The sequence below is a fragment of the Streptomyces roseochromogenus subsp. oscitans DS 12.976 genome (assembly GCF_000497445.1).
In the GTDB taxonomy this organism is placed as follows: Bacteria; Actinomycetota; Actinomycetes; order Streptomycetales; family Streptomycetaceae; genus Streptomyces; species Streptomyces oscitans.
The window spans coordinates 754375-775744 of sequence record NZ_CM002285.1 but is presented as its reverse complement, the minus strand read 5'-3'; the positions used below and the strand labels follow the sequence as shown (position 1 = coordinate 775744).

The 21370-nt window shown below is 70.9% G+C and carries 11 protein-coding genes and 2 pseudogenes; 6 read left to right on the top strand and 7 right to left on the bottom strand.

What is annotated here, in order from left to right; translation table 11 throughout:
* Window positions 1–115 precede the first annotated feature (115 nt).
* On the top strand, window positions 116–1594 hold the full coding sequence (locus tag M878_RS53660) for an NAD-dependent succinate-semialdehyde dehydrogenase (protein ID WP_023544738.1): 1479 nt from the start codon (window positions 116–118) through the stop codon (window positions 1592–1594).
* An 82-nt stretch (window positions 1595–1676) separates the two neighbouring features.
* Complete coding sequence (locus tag M878_RS53655) at window positions 1677–3035, top strand: MFS transporter (RefSeq protein WP_051430063.1); 1359 nt, start codon at window positions 1677–1679, stop codon at window positions 3033–3035.
* 104 nt (window positions 3036–3139) lie between these two features.
* On the opposite strand, the gene M878_RS53650 is transcribed toward M878_RS53655, so the two are convergent.
* On the bottom strand, window positions 3140–4129 hold the full coding sequence (locus tag M878_RS53650; protein WP_023544736.1) for an aldo/keto reductase: 990 nt from the start codon (window positions 4127–4129) through the stop codon (window positions 3140–3142).
* 552 nt (window positions 4130–4681) lie between these two features.
* Between M878_RS53650 and M878_RS53645 the strand changes: the two genes are divergently transcribed.
* Entirely contained in the window at window positions 4682–5638 is a 957-nt protein-coding gene (locus M878_RS53645; RefSeq protein WP_023544735.1) for a hypothetical protein, read from the top strand.
* A gap of 156 nt (window positions 5639–5794) precedes the next feature.
* Window positions 5795–9169 carry a pyruvate carboxylase gene (locus M878_RS53640; RefSeq protein WP_023544734.1) on the top strand — a complete coding sequence of 1125 codons (3375 nt, stop codon included), beginning with the start codon at window positions 5795–5797 and terminating at the stop codon, window positions 9167–9169.
* A 125-nt stretch (window positions 9170–9294) separates the two neighbouring features.
* On the opposite strand, the gene M878_RS53635 is transcribed toward M878_RS53640, so the two are convergent.
* The 5 genes and pseudogenes from M878_RS53635 to M878_RS46885 form a co-directional block, all read right to left on the bottom strand.
* On the bottom strand, window positions 9295–10287 hold the full coding sequence (locus M878_RS53635) for an SMP-30/gluconolactonase/LRE family protein (protein ID WP_031223962.1): 993 nt from the start codon (window positions 10285–10287) through the stop codon (window positions 9295–9297).
* Window positions 10288–10396: 109 nt separating this feature from the next.
* Window positions 10397–10756, bottom strand: coding sequence for a hypothetical protein (locus M878_RS53630; protein ID WP_425347887.1), 360 nt, complete (start codon window positions 10754–10756; stop codon window positions 10397–10399).
* Window positions 10757–10954: 198 nt separating this feature from the next.
* Window positions 10955–11731: a polysaccharide lyase family 7 protein gene (locus tag M878_RS53625; protein WP_023544731.1), complete on the bottom strand. Its 777-nt coding sequence runs from the start codon at window positions 11729–11731 to the stop codon at window positions 10955–10957.
* A 125-nt stretch (window positions 11732–11856) separates the two neighbouring features.
* On the bottom strand, window positions 11857–13071 hold the full coding sequence (locus M878_RS53620) for a chitinase (RefSeq protein ID WP_023544730.1): 1215 nt from the start codon (window positions 13069–13071) through the stop codon (window positions 11857–11859).
* A gap of 146 nt (window positions 13072–13217) precedes the next feature.
* Window positions 13218–15374, bottom strand: a pseudogene (locus M878_RS46885) (glycoside hydrolase family 31 protein); the annotation flags it as partial.
* A gap of 1225 nt (window positions 15375–16599) precedes the next feature.
* Between M878_RS46885 and M878_RS53615 the strand changes: the two are divergent.
* Together M878_RS53615 and M878_RS53610 are read left to right on the top strand one after the other, a co-directional pair.
* Window positions 16600–17730, top strand: coding sequence for a GNAT family N-acetyltransferase (locus M878_RS53615; RefSeq protein WP_023544727.1), 1131 nt, complete (start codon window positions 16600–16602; stop codon window positions 17728–17730).
* Window positions 17731–17829: 99 nt separating this feature from the next.
* Window positions 17830–20469 carry a WD40/YVTN/BNR-like repeat-containing protein gene (locus M878_RS53610; RefSeq protein ID WP_031223955.1) on the top strand — a complete coding sequence of 880 codons (2640 nt, stop codon included), beginning with the start codon at window positions 17830–17832 and terminating at the stop codon, window positions 20467–20469.
* A gap of 100 nt (window positions 20470–20569) precedes the next feature.
* Here the strand turns inward: M878_RS53610 and M878_RS000000101715 are convergent.
* Window positions 20570–21369: pseudogene (locus M878_RS000000101715) on the bottom strand (ABC transporter ATP-binding protein).
* Window position 21370: the final 1 nt, after the last annotated feature.

Here is a 21370-nt window from a genome sequence, read left to right as displayed (position 1 = left end):
TCACAGCAACCCCGGTTGCGATCCGGCTGAGTGGCCTTGTCGGCCGTATGACGCGCTCGTAAATTCACCGCGCATCGGACGGAACCCCGTCCGGGACGGAGGAAAAGAGCAGCCCATGAACCTCGCCGGCATCGACACCCTCGCCAAGGCTCCGCTCGCCGACGGTGATGTGTTCCTCGGCGGCCGCTGGCTCCCGGCCGCCGACGGCCGGACCTACCCGGTCTACGACCCGGCCACCGGCGAGCCGGTGCGCTGGGTGTCCGACGCCGGCGCGGAGGACGCCCGTGCGGCCCTCGCCGCCGCCGAGGAGGCAGCGGCCGGCTGGCGGGCCACCTCGCCCCGGCGCCGCTCGGAGATCCTGCACGACACCTTCCGGCTGATGATCGAGCACCGCGACACGCTCGCCGGCCTGATCGTCCGGGAGAACGGCAAGGCCCGCCGGGACGCGCTCGCCGAGGTGGGCTACGCGGCCGAGTTCTTCCGCTGGTTCGCCGAGGAGGCCGTCCGTATCGGCTCCTCGTTCGGCGACGCGCCCGGCGGCGGCTTCCGGCACGTCGTACGCAGGCACCCGGTCGGCGTCACCGCGTTCGTCACCCCGTGGAACTTCCCGGCCGCCATGGCCACCCGCAAGATCGCCCCGGCCCTCGCGGCCGGCTGCCCGGTGCTGCTGAAGCCGGCCCCCGAGACCCCGCTCACCGCGCTCGCGGTCGCCGCCCTGCTGGCCGCGGCCGGTCTGCCCGACGGCCTGCTGAACGTGCTGCCCACGGACCGCGCCCCCGAGGTCGTCTCCGCCTGGCTCGGTGACGAACGGGTCCGCAAGTTCTCCTTCACCGGCTCCACCGCCACCGGCAAGGTCCTGCTGGGCCAGGCCGCCGCCAACGTCGTCAACGTGACCATGGAACTCGGCGGCAACGCTCCCTTTGTCGTCTGTGCGGACGCCGATGTCGACGCGGCCGTGAGCGGGGCGATGGACGCCAAGATGCGCGGCGGCGGCGAGGTCTGCATCGCCGCCAACCGGTTCTACGTCCACGAGGCCGTCGCCGCCGAGTTCACCGCGAAGTTCGGCGCCGCCATGGCCGCCGTACGCACCGGGCCCGGCGCCCAGGAGGGCGTCACCCTCGGCCCGATGATCAACCGCGCCGCCGTCGACAAGATCCGCTCCCTCGTCGAGGACGCGCTCGACCGAGGCGCACGCATCGCCGCGCAGGGCACCGCCCCGCGCGGCCCCGGCTTCTATCACCCCGCGACCGTCCTCACCGACGTCCCCGACGACGCCCGCATCCTCCACGAGGAGGTCTTCGGCCCCGTCGCCCCGCTGACCACCTTCACCGACGAGGACGAGATGGCGGCCCGCGCCAACGCCACCGTCCACGGCCTCGCCGCCTACGTCTACTCGCGCGACGTCGGCCGCGCCCTGCGGCTCGCCGAGCGCCTGGAGGCGGGCATGGTCGGCGTCAACCGGGGCCTGCTGTCCGACCCGGCCGCACCCTTCGGCGGCGTCAAGCAGTCCGGACTCGGCCGGGAAGGCGGCCGCGAGGGCATCGAGGCGTTCCTGGAGACGCAGTACATCGCCCTGGACTGGCCCACCCCCTGACCCACCCCCCGTTCTTCACCCATCTCTGCCGGACCCGCCCCCCACGGCTCTGGAACCGTCCGTCCCCAGACAAGGACCGCCCATGGCAACGACGCCTACGACTGAACACCAGTTCGACACGCCCGGCATGCCGGTCTCGCCGGACCTGCTCCGCGAACGCCGCCGCCTGCACACCAAGCTGAAGCTCGCCACACAGATCGGCGAGGGCATCGACGGCTACATCATCGGCGGCATCGGCATGGCCATGGGCGCCCTGACCACCGATCTGCACTTGTCCACGGTGATGCAGGGCCTGGTCGGCGCCTCCCCGCTGATCGGCATCTTCGTCGGCGGACCGCTCTTCGGCCGGCTCGCCGACCGCTACGGCAGACGCCCGGTGTTCCTCGCGGACATGCTGATCTTCCTGGTCGGCTCGGTGCTCCAGTTCCTCGTCACCGACGGACTCCAGCTCTTCCTCATCCGGCTGGCGATGGGCATCGCCATCGGCGGCGAGTACGCCATCGGCGCCCCGCTGCTGTCCGAGTACGCGCCCCGCAAGGGCCGCGGCCGGCTGCTCGCCAGCCTGGAGATCAGCTGGTACGTCGGCTACGCGCTCGCGACCGTCGTCGGTGCCGTCTTCGCGGACGTCCACGGCGGCTGGCGTTACACACTGGCCAGCAGCGCGGTCATCGCCCTGGTCTGCGTGGCGCTGCGCGGCGGGGTCCCGGAGTCGGCGCGCTGGCTGCTCAGCAAGGGCCGACGCGAGGAGGCCGAACAGCTCATCGCGCGCTACGGCATCGACATCGACGTCAGTGCCGAGCTGGCGGAGACGGCCGAACCCCAACGGCAGGGCCTGCGCGCGCTGTTCAGCCGCCGGCACCTGCGCAGCACGGTCTTCGCGAGTGTGTTCTGGGCCGCGCTGGTGCTGCCGTACTTCGCCATCGGCACCTTCTGGACCCAGGTCTTCGACGCCCTGAACATGGGCGACAACGCGGTCGCCGCGCTGCTCGTCTACTCCTTCACCGCCGTTGCCGGGGTCACCGCCGGCTGCCTGGTCGTCGACCGCATCGGCCGGCGCAAGCTGCTGATCCCGCCGTTCTGGATCACCGCGGCCGCGCTCGCCGTGGTCGCGATGTGGCCGAAGTCCACGCCGGTCATCGTCGGCGGCTTCCTGTTCTTCATCTTCCTCAACGCCGCCTCCAGCGCGCTCACAGCCGTCTACCCGCTGGAGGTGTTCCCGACCTCGCTGCGCGCCACGGGCGTGGGCTTCGCAACCGCGATGAGCCGGGTCGGTGCCGCCATAGGCACCTTCCTGCTCCCGATGGGCCTGAACCACTTCGGTGCCCGCTTCGTCCTGCTGGCGGGCGCCGCGGTCCTGGCCCTGGGCGGTTTGGTCTCCCACTTCCTGGCGCCGGAGACGACGGACCTGGACTTGGCGACTGCGGCGCGTACAACAGCCTAGGGGCGCGGGGCTGTGTCTGATATGCGGCTGCCGCCGCGTGGGCGTGAGCAACCACAACGAACCCGCAGACGCCCGACGACAGTTCCCGGCACCCCCTTCGGCGCTCAGCGATTGACGGCTCGCATCCCCGACTCGTCATACCGATCGCCCGCCACCGCAGGCAACTCCGCGTCGATACGCGCCAGGTCGTCCTTGGTCAGCTCGACATCGACGGCACCGGCGTTCTGCTCCAGGTAGGTCCGCCGCTTCGTGCCAGGGATCGGCACCAGGTCCTCGCCCTGGGCCAGCACCCAGGCGATGGCCAGCTGAGCCGGCGTCACCTCCTTCTCGGCGGCGATCTCCTTGACCTTCGCCGCGAGCCGCAGGTTCGCCTCCAGATTGGCGTCCGTGAAGCGCGGGTTGTTGCGGCGGAAGTCGTTCTCGTCCAGCTCCTCCGGGGAGGTGAAGCGGCCCGCGAGGAAGCCACGGCCGAGCGGAGAGTACGGCACGAAGCCGATGCCCAGCTCCCGGCAGGCGGGCAGCACCTCGGCCTCCACGTCCCGCGTCCACAGCGAGTACTCGCTCTGCACGGCGGTGATCGGGTGCACGGCGTGCGCCCGCCGGATGGTCTCCGCGCTCGCCTCGCTCAGCCCGATGTGCCGCACCTTGCCCTGCCCGACCAGTTCGGCCAGCGCGCCGACCGTCTCCTCGATGGGCACGTTGGGGTCGACCCGGTGCTGGTAGTACAGATCGATGTGGTCGGTGCCCAGCCGCTGCAGCGAGCCGTCGATGGAGCTGCGTACATGCTCGGCGGAGCCGTCCTGCCGGCCGATCGTGGTCATGTCGCCCGGTACGGCCTCGTCCATCCGGTAGTTGAACTTGGTGGCGATCACGTACTCGTCGCGGTGTCCCCGGATCGCCTCGCCGACCAGCGACTCATTGGTCAGCGGGCCGTACACCTGGGCCGTGTCGAGGAAGTTGATGCCGAGTTCCAGGGCCCGCCGGATGGTCGCGATGCCCTCCTCCTGGTCGGCGGAGCCGTAGAAGGCGGACATGCCCATGCATCCGAGGCCGATGGCCGATACCTGGAGGTTCCGCAGACTGCGCTTCTGCATGTGATGTGCCAGCCTTTCCTGCACACTCGATCGTCGTGGGTACGGCACGGGGCCGGACGTCTGCGACGCTACGAGTTGGAGCGCTCTCGAAGTCAAGGCGCGCTGCTCCGGTTGGCGGAGAGGGAGTTCCCCAACAGGGCTGTACAGGAGCCTGTATGGGAGGACGGATCCGCGGGGGCCGAGGTTGCCTCCCGGGCCCGGATTCCGTCGCCGCACACCTGTGGGTCTTCCCACACCCGTGTGCTTCCGCAATGGATCTTGACGCCCGCCTCCCGGCTCGCTGAACTGTCAGCGATCGGGCCTCACCACCACAGAGGCCCACACCGGGGGAGGGACCGGACGCATGACCGCAGGCGGGAAGGGCGGCTGAGGCGGGGCCGTCGCGCTCCGTACGCAGGGGTGCGGTGACGGGGCAAGATCCGTACATCTATACGATGACGTTTCAAACGGGCGGATGACCAAAAAACGCCCCGCCACCGGCATGCCGGGAGCGGGGTAAAAGGGGGCGATGGACGTGTCGGCGGAGCCGAAGGCGATGGGCTGCCGTGTCTCATGACGACTGAAGGGCGCATCCCATGGTGCCGGCCGTTACTCGCACGGCTCGTCCGGTTCACCGGGCGCACCCTGCGGGGCGAGTGGCACTCCATCGTCGTCGACCCGGTGCGACGCCTCATGCACCGCGGACTGTCCGGGCTGCTGCTGGGGTTCGTCGCCGCGTTCGGCGTCGTCTTCTTCCATGACATCGCCCAGCACCCACTGGGCGCCCAGTGGGTGGAGTGGCTCGGCGGCGTCAGGGCCGATCTGCCGCTGTGGCTCTCCCTGCTGCGCACGCCCGTGTCGCTGTACGTCCCCGCGCTGGACCTGCCCGTGTGGGCGGGCATCACCCAGCTGTTCCTCGCCTTCGCGCTCGCCGAGGTGGTCCTGGGCCGCGCCCGTACCCTGGCGATCGCCTACGCCACCACCGTGGCCGGCACGCTCACCGCCCGCGTGATGATCGCGCTGGGCCCCGGGTGGTGGGGCTTCGGACTGCCGCACGCGTACGGGCAGGTGCTGGACACCGGCCCCTCCGCGGCCGTGGTCGGCCTGTTCACCTATCTCGCCGTGGTCAAACGCGCGCCCGTGGTGTTCTCGATGACCGGCGGCTCGATGGTGTGGGAGTCCATCGCCGTCCCCAACCTGGCCGGCCGCGAGCATCTGATCGCCGTGGGCTCGGCGATCCTCCTCGGCCTCCTGCACGGCCACCGCCCTGGACTCCAGGCGCGCCTGCGGTCCCTGCTGCGCATCCGGGAGCGAGGGTTCGCGTCCGCCGAGCCGCCGGTGGAGCCCGTGCCCGCGTCGCAAGAGCCGTCGGCGAGCCCCGCGCCCGCGTCCCAGGAGGTGCCCGCGATCCCCGCGCCCGCCTCCGGGGAGCCGCCGGTCGTGCCCGCGCCCGCGCCGCCCCCGTCCGTGCCCGCTCAGGCGGCCGCCGAGCGTTCCCAGGACGCGGCGATGACCTCCCTGGAACGCTGAATTCCACCGCGCGCGTGTGGCGCCCCCCACCTCGTCAATGTGATGGTTTTCGCACGTCGACACGCGCGGGCACCCCCTAAGGTTGCCGCGAGGTACGGCAGGGCGTGGCTGACACCATGGTGTTCGTCGCCGGCAGGCAGCTGAAGGGAATCCAGAATGTTCCGCAAGGTGCTGGTCGCCAACCGTGGAGAGATCGCGATCCGCGCGTTCCGGGCGGGCTACGAACTCGGCGCGCGCACCGTCGCCGTCTTCCCGCACGAGGACCGCAACTCACTGCACCGGCTGAAGGCCGACGAGGCGTACGAGATCGGGGAGCCGGGGCACCCGGTGCGGGCCTATCTCTCCGTCGAGGAGATCGTGGGCGCCGCCCGCCGGGCCGGTGCCGACGCCGTCTACCCGGGCTACGGCTTCCTGTCCGAGAACCCCGAACTGGCCCGCGCCTGCGAGGAGGCGGGCATCACCTTCGTCGGCCCGAGCGCCGCCACCCTGGAGCTGACCGGCAACAAGGCCCGCGCGGTCGCCGCCGCCCGCGCCGCCGGCGTCCCCGTGCTCGGCTCCTCCCAGCCCTCCACGGATGTGGACGAACTGGTGCGCGCCGCCGAGGAGATCGGCTTCCCCGTCTTCGTCAAGGCCGTCGCGGGCGGCGGCGGGCGCGGCATGCGCCGCGTGGCGGAACCCGCCCAGCTGCGCGAGTCCATCGAGGCCGCCTCCCGCGAGGCCGCCTCCGCGTTCGGCGACCCGACCGTCTTCCTGGAGAAGGCCGTCGTCGACCCGCGCCACATCGAGGTGCAGATCCTCGCCGACGGCGAGGGCAACGTCATCCACCTCTATGAACGCGACTGCTCGCTCCAGCGCCGCCACCAGAAGGTCATCGAGCTGGCCCCCGCCCCCAACCTCGACCCCGAGGTGCGGGAGCGGATCTGCGACGACGCCGTCCGCTTCGCCCGTGAGATCGGCTACCGCAACGCGGGCACCGTCGAGTTCCTCCTGGACCGCGACGGCAACCACGTCTTCATCGAGATGAACCCGCGCATCCAGGTCGAGCACACCGTGACCGAGGAAGTCACGGACGTCGACCTGGTCCAGGCCCAGCTGCGGATCGCCTCCGGCGAGACCCTCGCCGGCCTCGGCCTCGCCCAGGACACCATCACCCTGCGCGGCGCCGCCCTCCAGTGCCGTATCACCACCGAGGACCCCGCCAACGGCTTCCGCCCGGACACCGGCCGGATCAGCGCCTACCGCTCCCCGGGAGGCTCCGGCATCCGCCTGGACGGCGGCACCACCCACGCCGGTACGGAGATCAGCGCGCACTTCGACTCGATGCTGGTCAAACTCACCTGCCGGGGCCGGGACTTCAGGGCCGCCGTCGGCCGGGCCCGGCGTGCCGTGGCCGAGTTCCGCATCCGCGGCGTGGCCACCAACATCCCGTTCCTTCAGGCCGTCCTGGACGACCCCGACTTCCAGGCGGGCCGCGTCACCACCTCCTTCATCGAGCAGCGCCCGCACCTGCTCACCGCCCGCTCCTCCGCCGACCGCGGCACCAAGCTGCTCACCTTCCTCGCCGACGTGACGGTCAACAAGCCGCACGGCGAACGCCCCGACCTGCTCGACCCGGTAACCAAGCTGCCACCGCTGCCGACCGGCGAACCTCCCGCCGGTTCCCGCCAGTTGCTGGTCGACCTCGGCCCCGAGGGCTTCGCCCGCCGGCTGCGCGAGTCGCCGACGATCGGCGTCACCGACACCACCTTCCGCGACGCCCACCAGTCCCTGCTCGCCACCCGCGTGCGCACCAAGGACCTCCTCGCCGTCGCCCCGGTCGTCGCCCGCACCCTGCCCGAGCTGCTGTCCCTGGAGTGCTGGGGCGGCGCGACGTACGACGTGGCGCTGCGCTTCCTCGCCGAGGACCCCTGGGAGCGGCTGGCCGCGCTGCGCGAGGCCGTGCCCAACATCTGCCTGCAGATGCTGCTGCGCGGCCGCAACACCGTCGGCTACACCCCGTACCCGACCGAGGTGACCGACGCCTTCGTCCAGGAGGCCGCCGCCACCGGCATCGACATCTTCCGCATCTTCGACGCCCTCAACGACGTCGGCCAGATGCGCCCCGCCATCGAGGCCGTACGCGAGACCGGCACCGCGATCGCCGAGGTCGCCCTCTGCTACACCGCCGACCTCAACGACCCGGGCGAGCGGCTCTACACCCTCGACTACTACCTGCGGCTGGCCGAGCAGATCGTCGAGGCGGGCGCGCACGTCCTCGCGGTCAAGGACATGGCCGGGCTGCTGCGCGCCCCGGCCGCCGCCAAGCTCGTCTCCGCGCTGCGCCGCGAGTTCGACCTGCCCGTGCACCTGCACACGCACGACACGGCGGGCGGGCAGCTCGCCACCTACCTCGCCGCGATCCAGGCGGGCGCCGACGCGGTGGACGGCGCGGTGGCCTCCATGGCCGGTACGACCTCGCAGCCGTCGCTGTCGGCGCTCGTCGCCGCCACCGACCACTCCGACCGCCCCACCGGCCTCGATCTGCAGGCGGTCGGCGATCTGGAGCCGTACTGGGAGGGGGTCCGCAGGATCTACGCCCCGTTCGAGGCGGGCCTCGCCTCCCCGACCGGCCGCGTCTACCACCACGAGATCCCCGGCGGCCAGTTGTCCAACCTGCGCACCCAGGCCGTGGCGCTCGGCCTCGGCGACCGCTTCGAGGACATCGAGGCGATGTACGCGGCCGCCGACCGCATCCTCGGCCGCCTGGTCAAGGTCACCCCGTCCTCGAAGGTGGTCGGTGACCTGGCCCTGCACCTGGTCGGCGCCGGCGTCTCCCCGGAGAACTTCGAGGAGACACCCGACAGGTTCGACATCCCGGACTCGGTGATCGGCTTCCTCCGCGGCGAACTGGGCACCCCGCCCGGCGGCTGGCCCGAGCCGTTCCGCACCAAGGCACTCCAGGGCCGGGCCGCGCCCAAGCCCGCGCCCGAACTCTCCGCCGAGGACCGGGAGGGGCTGGCCAAGGACCGCCGGGCCACCCTCAACCGGCTGCTGTTCCCCGCCCCGACACGGGAGTTCGACACTCACCGGCAGGCCTTCGGCGACACCAGCGTCCTGGACAGCAAGGCCTTCTTCTACGGCCTGCGCCCGGCCAAGGAGTACGCCGTCGATCTGGAGCCCGGCGTCCGGCTGCTGATCGAACTGCAGGCCATCGGCGAGGCCGACGAACGCGGTATGCGCACCGTGATGTCCACGCTCAACGGTCAACTGCGCCCCATCCAGGTCCGCGACCGCGCCGCGGCCTCGGACGTACCGGTGACGGAGAAGGCCGACCGCGCCAACACCGGCCATGTGGCAGCCCCGTTCGCCGGCGTGGTGACCCTCGCCGTGACCGAGGGCGACGAGGTGGCGGCCGGTGCCACCGTAGCCACCATCGAGGCGATGAAGATGGAGGCCACCATCACCGCCCCCAAGGCAGGCCGAATCTCCCGCCTGGCCATCAACCGCATCCAGCAGGTGGAGGGCGGCGACCTACTGGTCGAGCTGGCCTGACGGGCTCCGTCGGCCGCGCCCCGAAGGGGGCGCGGCCAACAGGGGCGCAGGGCTGTGTCTGATATGCGGCTACCGCCGCGTGGGCGCGACCAGCCACGACGCCGCCGCAGACGGCTGACGGCGTTTCACGGCAGACGTGACCCCGCACGGCCCTCCAAGCGGAGCGCCACCGCGGCGACGAGCAAGTTCGGATCCCGCTGCCTGAAGTACGCCGCCCCCGGCACATACACGGTGCGCCCGCGCACGGCCACCGACGTCGGGTTGGACAGTCCGTCCCGCGCGGAAAGCACGACGCTGGAGCTGCCGTCCGGACGGACAACGGCAAGGGCGTTGGCGCTGTCCAGCGCGGCCAGCACGGTCGTCCCGGGGCCGGTGAAGTCGAAGTCGTCGATGCCGTCGAGCCCGCGGGCCCGCGTCTCGACGGGCCCGGCGGAGCCGTCCGCGCGGACCGGGATACGCAGCAGTGTGCCGCGGTCGCTGTTGGACACCCATACGGCGTCGTCGTGGATCTTGACGCCGTTGACGCCGAAGCCGGGGGCGGGCGCGGGGAGCGGAGCGAGGGCCGTGCCCGTCGCCCAGGCCATGGCCGGGCCGCCCTGTTGCGGGACGAGCCAGACCGTGCCGCGGACCGAGTCGGTGGCGTACAGCACCCCGCGGTTCTCGTCGAGCGCCAGGCCGTTGGGGTACCCGTTCGGCGGCAACTCGGCGATCTGCTCGGGTTCCTCGCCGGGGGTGAGGCGCCAGATGCCGGTCCTTCTGGTGCCGGTGGCGAAGCCGACGTACAGCGTGCCGTCGTGCGCGCGGGCGATGCCCGTGACGAGGGCGCTGTGGACCAGAGGAGTGGCCGGGTGGGGCACGTCCGGCAGGGTCGCGCGGATCCGGGTGGTGCCGTCCGGGGCGACGCGGGCGACCTGCCGCGCGAAGGCGAAGGTCAGGTCGGCGGAGCCGTCGGGTTCGAGCGCGATGTTCTCGGGGGTCTGGCCGGCGGCCTGATCGAAGTGGGCGACGATGCGCGCACCGGTGACCAGGGGCTCGTCGCCGACGGCCGGAGCCGCCGCGGCCAGGCCGAGCGCGAGCACGGCCGTGGCGGCTCCGGCCAGGCGAGGGAGTCGGGGCATGTGACCTCTCTTCGGTCGGCGCACGGGGCGCCGCGGACAAGGTCACACCAACATGACGGGGCGAGGATCGCCGGTCGCACGGGACACGCCGGAGGCGGGGGCCGGGGCGTCAGTCCCAGAGCGGGTAGATCATGACCGGCTTGAAGCCTTCCGGCCGGGCACCGGTGTAGGTCAGGCTCATCAGCGTGTAGTGCTGCACCCGCGGCTGCTTCTTCCAGGGCCTCGGGTCGTCGAGCCGTACGGTCACCGGGTAAGCGTGGAAGTGGCCGGCCGCGCAGTACGGCTTGCAGTCGTTGACCATGTTCACACCTGTGGCCGTCGCTCCGTGCGGGCCCCACTGCGACCAGTGGAGCCCGTCGAGACGGCTGTTGCCGTCGCCGCAGGCCAGGATGAAGTCGGCGGGGCGGACGTTCTTGTGCCAGGTGCAGTCGACGAGGACGGGACGCGGGCGCTCGGGCCTGACTGCCACGGAGGCCGTGGTGGGCGGACTCGCCGAAGCCGGGGCCGTTGTCATGGCCGCCGTCACCAGGGCGCCTGCCGCGAGGATGACTGCCGTTCCTGTCACTGATCCGCGCATGGTCGCTCCCACCCGTCGTGCTGTGTCCGACCTCACACGACGCTACGGCCCTACGGCCGATTCCACCAGTCGCGCAGGTCGGGCCGCGTGTCAGCCATGTGTGACGGTCAGGCCGTAGAACGCGACACGGGCGCCGTTGGTGGTGCTGTCCGAGGAGGACTGGTTGTAGGAACCGGCCTTGAAGTACTGCTTGTACTGGTTGAAGGACGAAGGAATGGCGTAGTGGGTGGTGGTGCCGTCGACCGTCAGGTCGATGGTGTTCCCGCCCGAGACGGCGATGGCGTAGTTCCAGGTCTTGCCGATCGGCACATGTCCCACGGGGTGCGGGGTCTGCCCGCCGGACGGCGAGTTCTCCGTGCCGAGGACGATGTCGCCGTTGGAGTGGTAGTACAGCTCAAGCAGCGGCTTGGTGGAGGAGCCGCCACTGCCGAGGTGGATCTGCCCGACGCACACGTTCTTCGTCACGGACACCACGCGCAGGGTCGCGGTCATCTTGTGCGAACCGGACAGCGTCCAGTCGGCGGGGCTGCCGTCGCGGTTCATCTCGCGCAGCTCGGAGCGGGCGTAATGGGAGTTCGGCGTGGTGACGCCCTTCTCGGGCGCCCAGAAGGTCATCGCCCCGTCATGGGTGTCGGTGTAGAAGTACGCGTCCTGGTAGCCGTTCGCGCCCTGGAGCCGGGACGACGGGATGGTGGTCGGGCTGCCGGGGGAGCCTACGGGCTCCTGGAGCTCCCAGACCGACAGGTCGAAGTTGCCGCCGGGTGCGACATGCGGGTCGGCGGCGATGGCGCTGGGGCTGCCGAGCAGGAAGAGGGCGAGGGCGAGGCCCGCGGTGGTCGGCACCGCGAGGAGCCGGGTTCGGGTCATGGGGGGTCCCTTCGTCGGACCGGATGTCGAACCCAAGGATGCGTTCAGCATTCTGAACGCTGAACGCATCCTTGGTCGCCGGTGACCCGAGAAGCTAGAGGTCTGAACCAGACACGTCAAGAGGTTCAGCAGGCGCCCTCGTCCTGCCACGGCCCCCATTCCGAGGCGCCGGGCACCTCGTTCTGGGTCCACCACTTGGCCTTCCAGTTGTGCTTGCCGTACGAGACCTCGTCGCCGGCCGTGTACACCGCCGAAGCGCTCCAGGCGGTCTTGCAGGAGGCGGGAGTGGGTGTCGGCGTCGGTGTGGGGGTCGGGGTGATGCTCGGCGGGGTGGCTCCCGCGAACCTCACCGAGTACTTGGCGAAGTCCCAGTCGCTCTGTGCCACGCTGGAGCAAGTGCCGGACGTACGACCGCCGTTGTCCGGCGGGCTGCACTGCCGGTCGCGGTTCAGGGACCAGAACGTGAACCGGTCCATGTTGTGGCTCGTCGCGTAGTCCAGCACGGTCTGGAAGTCGGCCTGGGTGAAGATCTCGCCCGTGTCACTGCGGCCGTTCATGCCCGAGAAGCCCTCGTGGGCGTAGGCCGTGGCCTGGTCCCAGCCGAAGGTGGACTGCAGGATCGAGTTGAAGTTGGTCAGCGCGCTGGTCTGGCTCGCCGCCCCGTTGAAGCCGCCGTCGAACGGCATGATGGAGAAGTTGTTCGGGGTGAAGCCCTGGGACTTGGCCTCCAGCAGCATCTGCTTGCCGAACCAGCCGGTGCCGTCCGCGGTGCCGGCCGTCGTCACCGAGACGTACAGCCCCGGGTTGTTCTGCTGGAGGATCTTGGCGGCGCCGATCTCGTTGTGGATCGCGGCCGTGTTCTCGTACTCCGGCTCCTCCAGGTCGAAGTCGATAGCGTGCAGGCCGTACTTGGTGATGACCTGCTGGTACGCCGCCGCCGTGGACGCGGGGTCGGCGCAGGCCTGGCCGAGCTTCGTGCCGCCGTAGCCGCCGATGGATACGGACACGTCTCCGCCCTTGGCGCGGACCGTGCTGATCATCGACTGCACGGCCGTGTCCGAGGACACGGGTGCGGTGCCGCCCCAAGTGGGCGAGCAGCCACCGCCGTTGGGGGCGAGGATGAAGGCCAGCTGGAAGGCCTTGAGGCCGGTGGCGTCCATGATGGCGCCCGGGTCCGGCGGGTCGTTGTCCAGCGGCATCAGATAGGGGGCGGCGGCGTACCACCGGTTGCCGAGCGCGGTGGTCGCGCCCGAGGCGTTGCTCGCGACGAGCGCGGTGGCGCCCGCGGCGGCCAGCGTGACGGCCGCCGCCGCGCCCAGACATGCCCGAAGACGTCTCACTGCGTGCCTCCAGAGGGTGGGGGTGGGGAGGTCCCCAGAGCAGGGGAGCCCCACCCTCCGGGAGGTGTTGCGGGCACGTCAATAAGTTGGACTAGACCAGCGTGCTCTTTGGACTAGACCATACGATTCCTTTACCGCTCGTCGACCAGACGCACAGTGAAGCCCCGCTCCAGTGACAGACTCGGTGTGGTGATGGTCGTGACCTGTGTGCCGGGGTCGTACGACCAGGCGGAGGCGGGCAGTTGGCGGCCGTCGAGGAGGATCCGCCGGGGTGCCGAGTCGCCGTGCACGGTGAACCGGTAGGCACGGGCGTCCACCTTGCCGGCGTAGTCACCCTTGCTCGCGCCCACCGAGACGGTCGTCCCGTGGCCGTCGGCGTGCACGGACACCTGCTGACCGGCGGCCGCGCCCTTGGTGAAGTCACGGGTCACCCCGTCGTCCTCGTACAGGGTGTAGCGGCTCGTGCCGTGGGCCGCCGGATACAGATCCCAGTCCAGCTCGTGCCGGTCCCGGGTCTGCCAACTCGTCGTGCCCTTCGGCCACATCGGTACGATCGCGCCCTCGCGCACGAACAGCGGAAGCGTGTCGAGCGGGGCGTGATAGCCGTTGACCGTGGTCGGACCCTGGTAGGTGCGCCCGGTCCAGTAGTCGGTCCAGGTGCCCTTCGGCAGATAGATGCCGTCCCGGGTGTCGGAGTCCTGGTAGACGGGGGCGACGAGGAAGTCGGGTCCGGACAGGAACTCGTACTTCGCCTGGTCCGTCAGGGTGCCCGGATCGTCCGGGTACTCCAGCCACAGCGGACGCACCGCGCCCACCCCGGTCTTCGCGGCCTCGGCCGACAGCGTGTACATGTACGGCAGCAACTGCTCCTTCAGCTGCAGGTACTTGCGGTTGATCGAGGTGTACGGCTCCCCGTCCAGCCAGGGCTGCTGGTCGGCTGGCTTCTTGGTGGTGAGGTCGGTCGCCCAGCCGTCCATGGTCATGATGGCCGGAAGGAACGCCTTCCACTGCAGGTCACGGGCGTACATCTTGGCGTCGTGACGGTAGATGCTGCCGACGTCACCGGTGTTGTAGGCGATGCCGGACATGGTCGCCCCGGCGTACGTCGGGATCTGCCAGCGGATGTAGTCCCAGGACAGTTTCTGGTCGCCGCTCCACAGCACACCGCAGCGCTGGGCGCCCGCCCAGGACACCGGCAGCCAGACGAAACCGCGCGCGTCGCTGTTGTCCTCGATCCCCTTCTTCGCCGCGTCGCACGCATCCAGCGCGAACTTGTAGCCGTTGCCGACCCAGGCCACGTCCAGCTTGGCCACCCGCTGGCCCGCCTTGACCTGGTCGGCGAGCTTGCCGATGCCGTCCTGGGTCCACAGGCCGAGCTGGGCGTGGTGGTCCTGCAGGCCCTTGGCGGTCTGCTCCAGGTTCTCGTACCCGCAGCCGTAGCCGTCGTTGACCAGCATCCAGCCGAGCGGCATCTGGTGCCCGGTATACCCGTCGGCGATCTTCAGCGCGTCCAGGGTGTGCCGCTCGCCACGGTTGGCGTTGTGCAGATAGCAGTCGGAGTCACCGGGTTCCAGGCCGTACACCGGAGGCATGAACGGCTTGCCCACCAACTGCGTGTACTTGCCGATCACTTGCTTGGCGTCACCGAGGAAGTAGTAGGCGTCCAGGCGCCGTTCCTGCTGCCCGGTGGTGACCGGCGAGCCGAAGGTGTACACGCCCGGGGCGAAGGTGTTGCGGAAGACGCCGTAGCCCGCGCTGGAGAGGTAGAAGGGCTGGGAGTTGTTGTAGCCGCCCTCGTCCCAGTCGAAGCTGTTGGACACGTACATGGTCTGCCCGCGGTGCGAGAAGCTGCCGTTCTGCTCTCCGCCGCCGAAGAACTGCTCGTCCGCGCCTCGCGTGAGGCTCTGCCGCATCCCGCCGGTCGACCAGCGCAGCGGCTTGTCCTCCTGCCAGATCCGGGTGCGGTTGTCGGGCCTGTACAGCCCGAAGCGCAGCGGCTTCTTGTACACGCGCAGCACGGCCTGCGGGGAGCGGATGCCGTAGTACTCACCCGCGTCGAAGGACGAGGTGTGCCGCTCCACGGCGGGCTGTGTGCGCACGATCGCGGTGCCGGCCGGATCGCTCAGCGAGCCTGACGGGTCGGCCTGCAGGCGGAGTTGACCGCCTGTCAGAAAGTCGGCCTGCGCCGTGAGCTGCCCTGCCTTGACGGTGTAGCTGCCGTCGCGGCCGGAGAAGGACGTGAGGTCGCCGGCGTCCGTGGTGGCGGGCAGGTACGCGGTGCCCGTGAAGGAGTTGTCGTGCACGTCGTACGGCACGACCAGCACGTGGTACGTCCCCGACGCCCGCGGGATCACCGTGGCCTCCGGGTCGGCGGTGCCCGCGCTCGACGCCACCTGCTTGCCGTGGTCGTCGTACACATACAGGTCGAAGTCGTCCGAGGGCTTCTCCCACTTGACCGACAGCGGGACGCCGCCCTCGGGGTTGTCGTCCCAGTAGCCGTCCGGCACCGAGACCGTCAGGTCGAAGCGGTCGCAGACCTTGTTCTCGGGGTCGGCTGCCGCGTCGGGACAGCTCTCGGTGCCCCCGCCGGTGCCTTTGGGGTAGACCGGGCTCTGCCAGCTGACGTCGCCGTGAGCGGGGTCGAGTACGGCGCCGGAGGCGGTGGCGGCGTGGGCGGGCGCCGGGGCGGTGAGCACGGTGGCGGCCAGGGCGGCCGCCAGCCCCAGCGGTGCCCAGGCCGGCCACGGCACACGGTGGCGCAATCTTCGTGGTCTTTGCACGGCGGAACAGCTCCCCTCGCAGCACTGCGGACTGACTGTTCTTGCGGGCTATTGCTCGGATACGCTTGAAAAGAGCTTCAATCGAGCAACTTCACGCACGAAGCCTCGGGGTTGACGCAGGTTCATGTCAAGGGAGCGGGCGGGGGCGGGAAGAACGCCGTCCGTCTGCACTACGAGGAGCGTGCCGCCGAGGTGCAGCGGCCGGGCGGCGGCACGCACATGCCCGGCGGTGACCGCCCGCAGGAAGTTGGGGCCGTGCGGGGCAGGGGAGGACGCGGAGGACATGGGCTGCCGCCTGTCGGGATTTCGTACTCTCGTGCGGGGCAGACCGCACCGGTCGGTCGTCAATCCTCGGACGTCTGCCGGTGCTTGGCCAGGGTCGGTACATCGTTCTCGAACTGCTGTCGGTGATCGGCACACAGGATCTGAGCGCCATGGCGGGCGAGCCGGGGCGCTCGCCCCCTGAGGACACCCTTTACAAAGGGTTGGCCCCGATGTCCGCAGACCCGTGGCGGATCATCCGTCGCCTGGGGCACCCTTGACGGAGTGCGTACTGTTTCGCGAGCTTTGAGCGGTCGCGCACGGAGGGGATTTCCGCGCACATCGGAACCAGCGGCAGGACGCGCCCGGCGCGTCATGGGGGGAGCGGTCGCCATGCGATCCATGAGCCATGATCCACACGCCTCACCGGCCTGTGCCGTTTCCGGCACACCGCTCGCGGAGCCCGCGGAAGGGCGGTCGAACTGAGGTGGAGATCACCATCCACAGACCCGGCGAGCTGACACCCGAGCTGCGCGGGGCCTGGCACCGCGCGATGGACGAGTCACCCGAGTACGCCAACCCCTTCCTCGCCCCGGAGTTCGCGATCGGCGTCGGCCGGTACCGGGCCGGGGCGCGGGTGGCGGTCCTGCGCCAGGACGGGGCGCCCGCCGGCTTCTTTCCGTACGAGCGGGGGCCGTTCGGCACCGGACGCGCCATCGGGCTCGGACTGTCCGACTGCCAAGCCCTGGTGCACCGGCCCGGAGTCACCTGGGACGCCGGGGAACTGCTGCGAGCCTGCGGGCTCAGCATCTTCGAGTTCGACCATCTCGTCCAGGAGCAACGGCCGTTCGCGCCGCATGTCACCGGCACCTTCGCCTCACCGGTGATCGATGTGAAGCCCGGCGACGGTGGCTATCCGGAGTGGCTGCGCGGCACCTATCCGGGGCTGGCCAAGACGACCCTGAAGAAGGAACGGCGGCTCGGCCGGGACATCGGAGAGGTGCGGTTCGTGTTCGACGAGCGCGACCCGGACGTCCTGCGCACGCTCATGCGCTGGAAGTCCGCGCAGTACCGCAGGACGAGTCGTATGGACCGGTTCGCCCGGCCGTGGATCGTCGGTCTGGTCGACCATCTCTTCCGGGTCCGCGAGGAGCACTTCACCGGAGTGCTGTCCGTGCTCTACGCGGGCGACCGGCCGGTCGCCGCCCACTTCGGCCCCCGGTCGAGCACGGTGCTGGCGGCCTGGTTCACCGCCTACGACCCCGAACTGCACTACTACTCACCGGGGTTGATGATGCATCTGCGAACCGCCGAGGCGGCCGCCCGGGCCGGGGTGACCCTGGTGGACCTGGGCCGCGGTGACAAGGAGTACAAGGACTGGCTCAAGACCCGCGAACTGCGGGTCGCCGAGGGCTTCGCCGCCCGTGCCCATCCGGTGGCGCTGGCCCAGCGGCTGTGGCGCCGGCCGGTCCGCGGGCTGCGCAACACCGTGCTGGCCCACCCCGGGCTGCGCGATCCGGCCGACCAGCTGCTGAAAGCGGTCGGCAGGTTCCGCACCCAGGGCGCGGTGGCCTCCCCGGCGGTCCGGAAGAACCGCCTTCCGGACCGTAGCTACTGACAGGTTCTCGTCAAAATTTGGCCAAGCGGCGGATGTTTTCGCGCCGGAGTGGTCGGGTCTCCTGCGTCGGCAGTGTCGATGCATCCCGGGAGGTCCCTGGTGTCCCTACCAACCCGCAGAAGACGGTGGTTCACGCTCTGTGCGCTCACCGCATCCGCCGCACTCGTCGTGATACCCCCGTCCGCCGCCTCCGGGCGCTCGACGAGTCCCTTCGGCGTCCGCGTCCTCGGCCAACTCGCCAAGGAACGCGAGCAGTCGATGGGTGCCAAGTCCCCGCACCTGGCGGCGGACGACGCTGGCGGCAACGAAGCGGACGAGATCGCCGAGGGCGCGGACCAGTACACCGAGGCCCGCACCTCACCGGGTGTGGTCGCACCGGGCGCGTACGGCGCCGCGTGGCACGACCTCACCAACCTCAGGGAAACAGGCGGAAGTTGGCGCAATATCACCGACCTGCCGTACGACTCCGACGATCCGCGCTACCGCGACATCGACTCCAACTCCAGCGGCGGCGGCGGAAACGTCACCGGCCGGATGGCGGCGATCGCGGCCGACGACGACGGCTACGTGTACGCGGGCAGCGCCGGCGGCGGAGTCTGGCGCTCGCGCACCGGAGGCGGCCACTGGCAGCCCATCAGCGACGGGCTGCCCGCCCAGTCCACCGGTGCCCTCGCCCTCGACGGTGCGGGCCGGCTATGGCTGGGCACCGGTGAGGCCACCACCAGCTCCGACGCCTATCTCGGCAGCGGCGTCTACGTCCTCACCCACCCGCGCCACGGCACCTTCACCACGCGCAGCCGGGTCGGCGGCGACGAACTGGAGAGCACCACCATCCACGAGCTGCGCTTCGGCGGCGACACGGTGTGGGCGGCCACCAGCAAAGGCGTGTGGAGCCACTCCACCCAGCAGCTGGGCGGTCCCTGGAAGCTGGAGTTCGCACCCAACCCCGGCTATCTGCCGGGCGGTCCGAAGGCGGGCGACCCGAGCGCGCCGTACAAGAACATCGCCAACGACATCGCCATCGACCCCAAGGACCCCACCAAGGTGCTCCTCGCCGTCGGCTGGCGCAGCGGCGACGACTACAACGGCTTCTACACCAAGGCGGGCGGTGCCTGGACCCGGATCACCGGCGGCCTCGGTGACCTCCCGGCCGACGCGGCCGACGTCGGCAACGTCACCTTCGCCCGCTCCGCCGACGGCTCCCGCTACTACGCCATCGACCAGTCCCCGCAGCAGCTGAACACCAACCCGGACAGCGGCCTGGAGGGCATCTACGTCGCCAAGTCCGGCTCGCCGACCGGCCCCTGGACGAAGATCGCCGACTACAAGGGCCTCGCCGCCGACAACTCCGCGCTGACCACGGCCGGTTACATGCCCGGCGTCCAGGCCTGGTACAACCAGTTCCTCGCCGTCGACCCGAGCGACGCGCAGCACGTGTACGCCGGCCTGGAAGAGGTCTACGAGACCAAGGACGACGGCGCCAACTGGTCGACGGTCGGCCCGTACTGGAACTTCCCCTTTTCCTGCTGGAGCATCGACCCGGCCAAGCAGACCGGTGACTGCAACCCGACGACCCACTCCGACCAGCACGGCGTCGCCATCGGCCGCTACCACGGCAGGAGCTTCGTGTACGTCGGCAACGACGGCGGTGTCTACAGGCGCCCGGTGAGCGGCGCCCAGGACGCCTCCGGCCACGCCACCGACTGGACGTCCCTCAACGACGGCACCATCGACACCTTGCAGTACTACTCCGTAGGCATCGGCAAGGACCTCGACCACGGCGGCCTGTCCGTCACCGGCGGCCTCCAGGACAACGGCCAGTCCATCCTGCGCGGCAACGACACGGTCATGGGCTCCAACTTCGGCGGCGACGGCGGTGACACGCTCACCGATCCGGCCAACGGCTGCAACATCGCCCAGGAGTACGTCTACCTCGCCGTCCAGGTCACCCAGAACTGCGCCGTGAACGATGGCAGTTGGACCACGGACGCGTCCAAGGCCACCTCGTACGCCGTCGCCCCGCCCGACAACGCCACCAGCGAGGCCCGCTTCATCGCCCCGCTCGCGGCGGACATGAAGAACGGCGACACCTGGATCGCCGGCGGCCGCCACATCTGGGTCCAGACCCACGGCTACGCCATCCGCAGCGGCTCCGAGTGGACCAGCGTGCACGACCTCGGCGCCGGCCGCGCCGCGACCGCCGTCGCCGCGTCCGGCGGCAAGATCTACGCCGCCTGGTGCGGCCCCTGCAACAACCAGGGCTTCGCCCGCGGCATCGCCGTGGGCAACGCGGACGGCACCGGCTGGCACGACATCAGCCTGCCCGTCGACGGGACGGTGCCCAACCGCTACCTGAGCGGCTTCGCCGTCGACCCGAAGAACGCCGACCATGTCTTCCTCGCCGTCAACGGCTTCTCCCGGCGCTGGACCGAGGGCCCCGGCGCCGGCGTCGGCCACGTCTTCGAGTCCACCGACGGCGGCACCACCTGGACGGACATCTCGGCCAACCTGCCCGACGTGCCCACCGACTCCGCCCTGGTCACGGCGGACGGCGGCCTCGCCGTCGCCACCGACCTCGGCGTGGTCTACCGCGCGCCGGGCCGCACCACCTGGCAGCGCATCGGCGGCCTGCCGGCCGTCGCGGTCCTCCAGCTCAAGACGAGCCCGGACGGCGGCACGCTGTACGCCGCGACGCACGGCCGGGGCATCTACACCGTGAAGGTGTGCGACCTGCGCTGACCGCCGGAGCGCACCGGAGGGGTGGCCCCTGAGCATCCGGGGTCACCCCTCCCGCGCGAACCGGCCGGCGCGGACGCGCGCCGCGAATCGTGGCACTCGCTCATCCGGGCCCTCCCAGCGGAGCGCCCCGCACCGCCCGTCCCACCTCCGTGCGCAGGGCCACGAAACCCGGCAGGCTCCGCGTGCTGATCTGGTCGCGCTCGCCCGGCAGGTCGACCGCCAAGTCCCGGACAATGCGGGAGCCGGGGCCGGGGGAGAGGACGACGACGCGGTCGCCGACGTACACGCTCTCGTCGATGTCGTGGGTGACGAACACGATGGTCGTGACATCGGAGCGATGGACCTCCAGGAGCAGGTTCTCCAGATCCTCCCGGGTGCCGGCGTCCAGTGAGCCGAACGGCTCGTCCATGAGCATCAGGGAGGGCCGGCAGACCAGCGCGCGGGCGATGGCGACCCTCCCCCAGTGCCTTAAGGGCCTGGGGGCACCCCCAGCTGCATGCCGCCGGACAGCTCGCGGGGATGGCGCCGGGCGACCCCGTGCAGTCCGACGCGTTCCAGGATCGTCTCGGCCTCGGCGCGGCGGGCGGCGCGCCCGAGGCCCCGGCGGCGCAGCGGCAGGGCCACGTTGTCGCGGACGGTGAGCCAGGGCAGCAGCGAGCGGCCGTACTCCTGGAAGACGACCGCGAGCCGCTCCGGCACCCCGGTGACCGGTGCCCCGTCGACCGTCACCGTGGCCTCCCGCACGGGCAGCAGCCCGGCGATGGTCCGCAGCAGCGTGGACTTGCCGCAGCCGGAGGGCCCGACCACGCTGAGGAGTTGCCCGTCGGGCACGGTGAGGCTGATGCCGTCCAGGACGTGCTGCTCACCGAAGTGCCGGCTGACGGAGTCGAGGCGCAGCATC

Bases quoted from the DNA above. Each gene is read 5' to 3' on its own strand.
- M878_RS53660 (WP_023544738.1), top strand. From the start codon at position 116: ATGAACCTCGCCGGCATCGACACCCTCGCCAAGGCTCCGCTCGCCGAC.
- M878_RS53625 (WP_023544731.1), bottom strand. From the start codon at position 11,731: ATGACCCGAACCCGGCTCCTCGCGGTGCCGACCACCGCGGGCCTCGCC.
- M878_RS53640 (WP_023544734.1), top strand. From the start codon at position 5,795: ATGTTCCGCAAGGTGCTGGTCGCCAACCGTGGAGAGATCGCGATCCGC.
- M878_RS53655 (WP_051430063.1), top strand. From the start codon at position 1,677: ATGGCAACGACGCCTACGACTGAACACCAGTTCGACACGCCCGGCATG.
- M878_RS53645 (WP_023544735.1), top strand. From the start codon at position 4,682: ATGACGACTGAAGGGCGCATCCCATGGTGCCGGCCGTTACTCGCACGG.
- M878_RS53650 (WP_023544736.1), bottom strand. From the start codon at position 4,129: ATGCAGAAGCGCAGTCTGCGGAACCTCCAGGTATCGGCCATCGGCCTC.
- M878_RS53635 (WP_031223962.1), bottom strand. From the start codon at position 10,287: ATGCCCCGACTCCCTCGCCTGGCCGGAGCCGCCACGGCCGTGCTCGCG.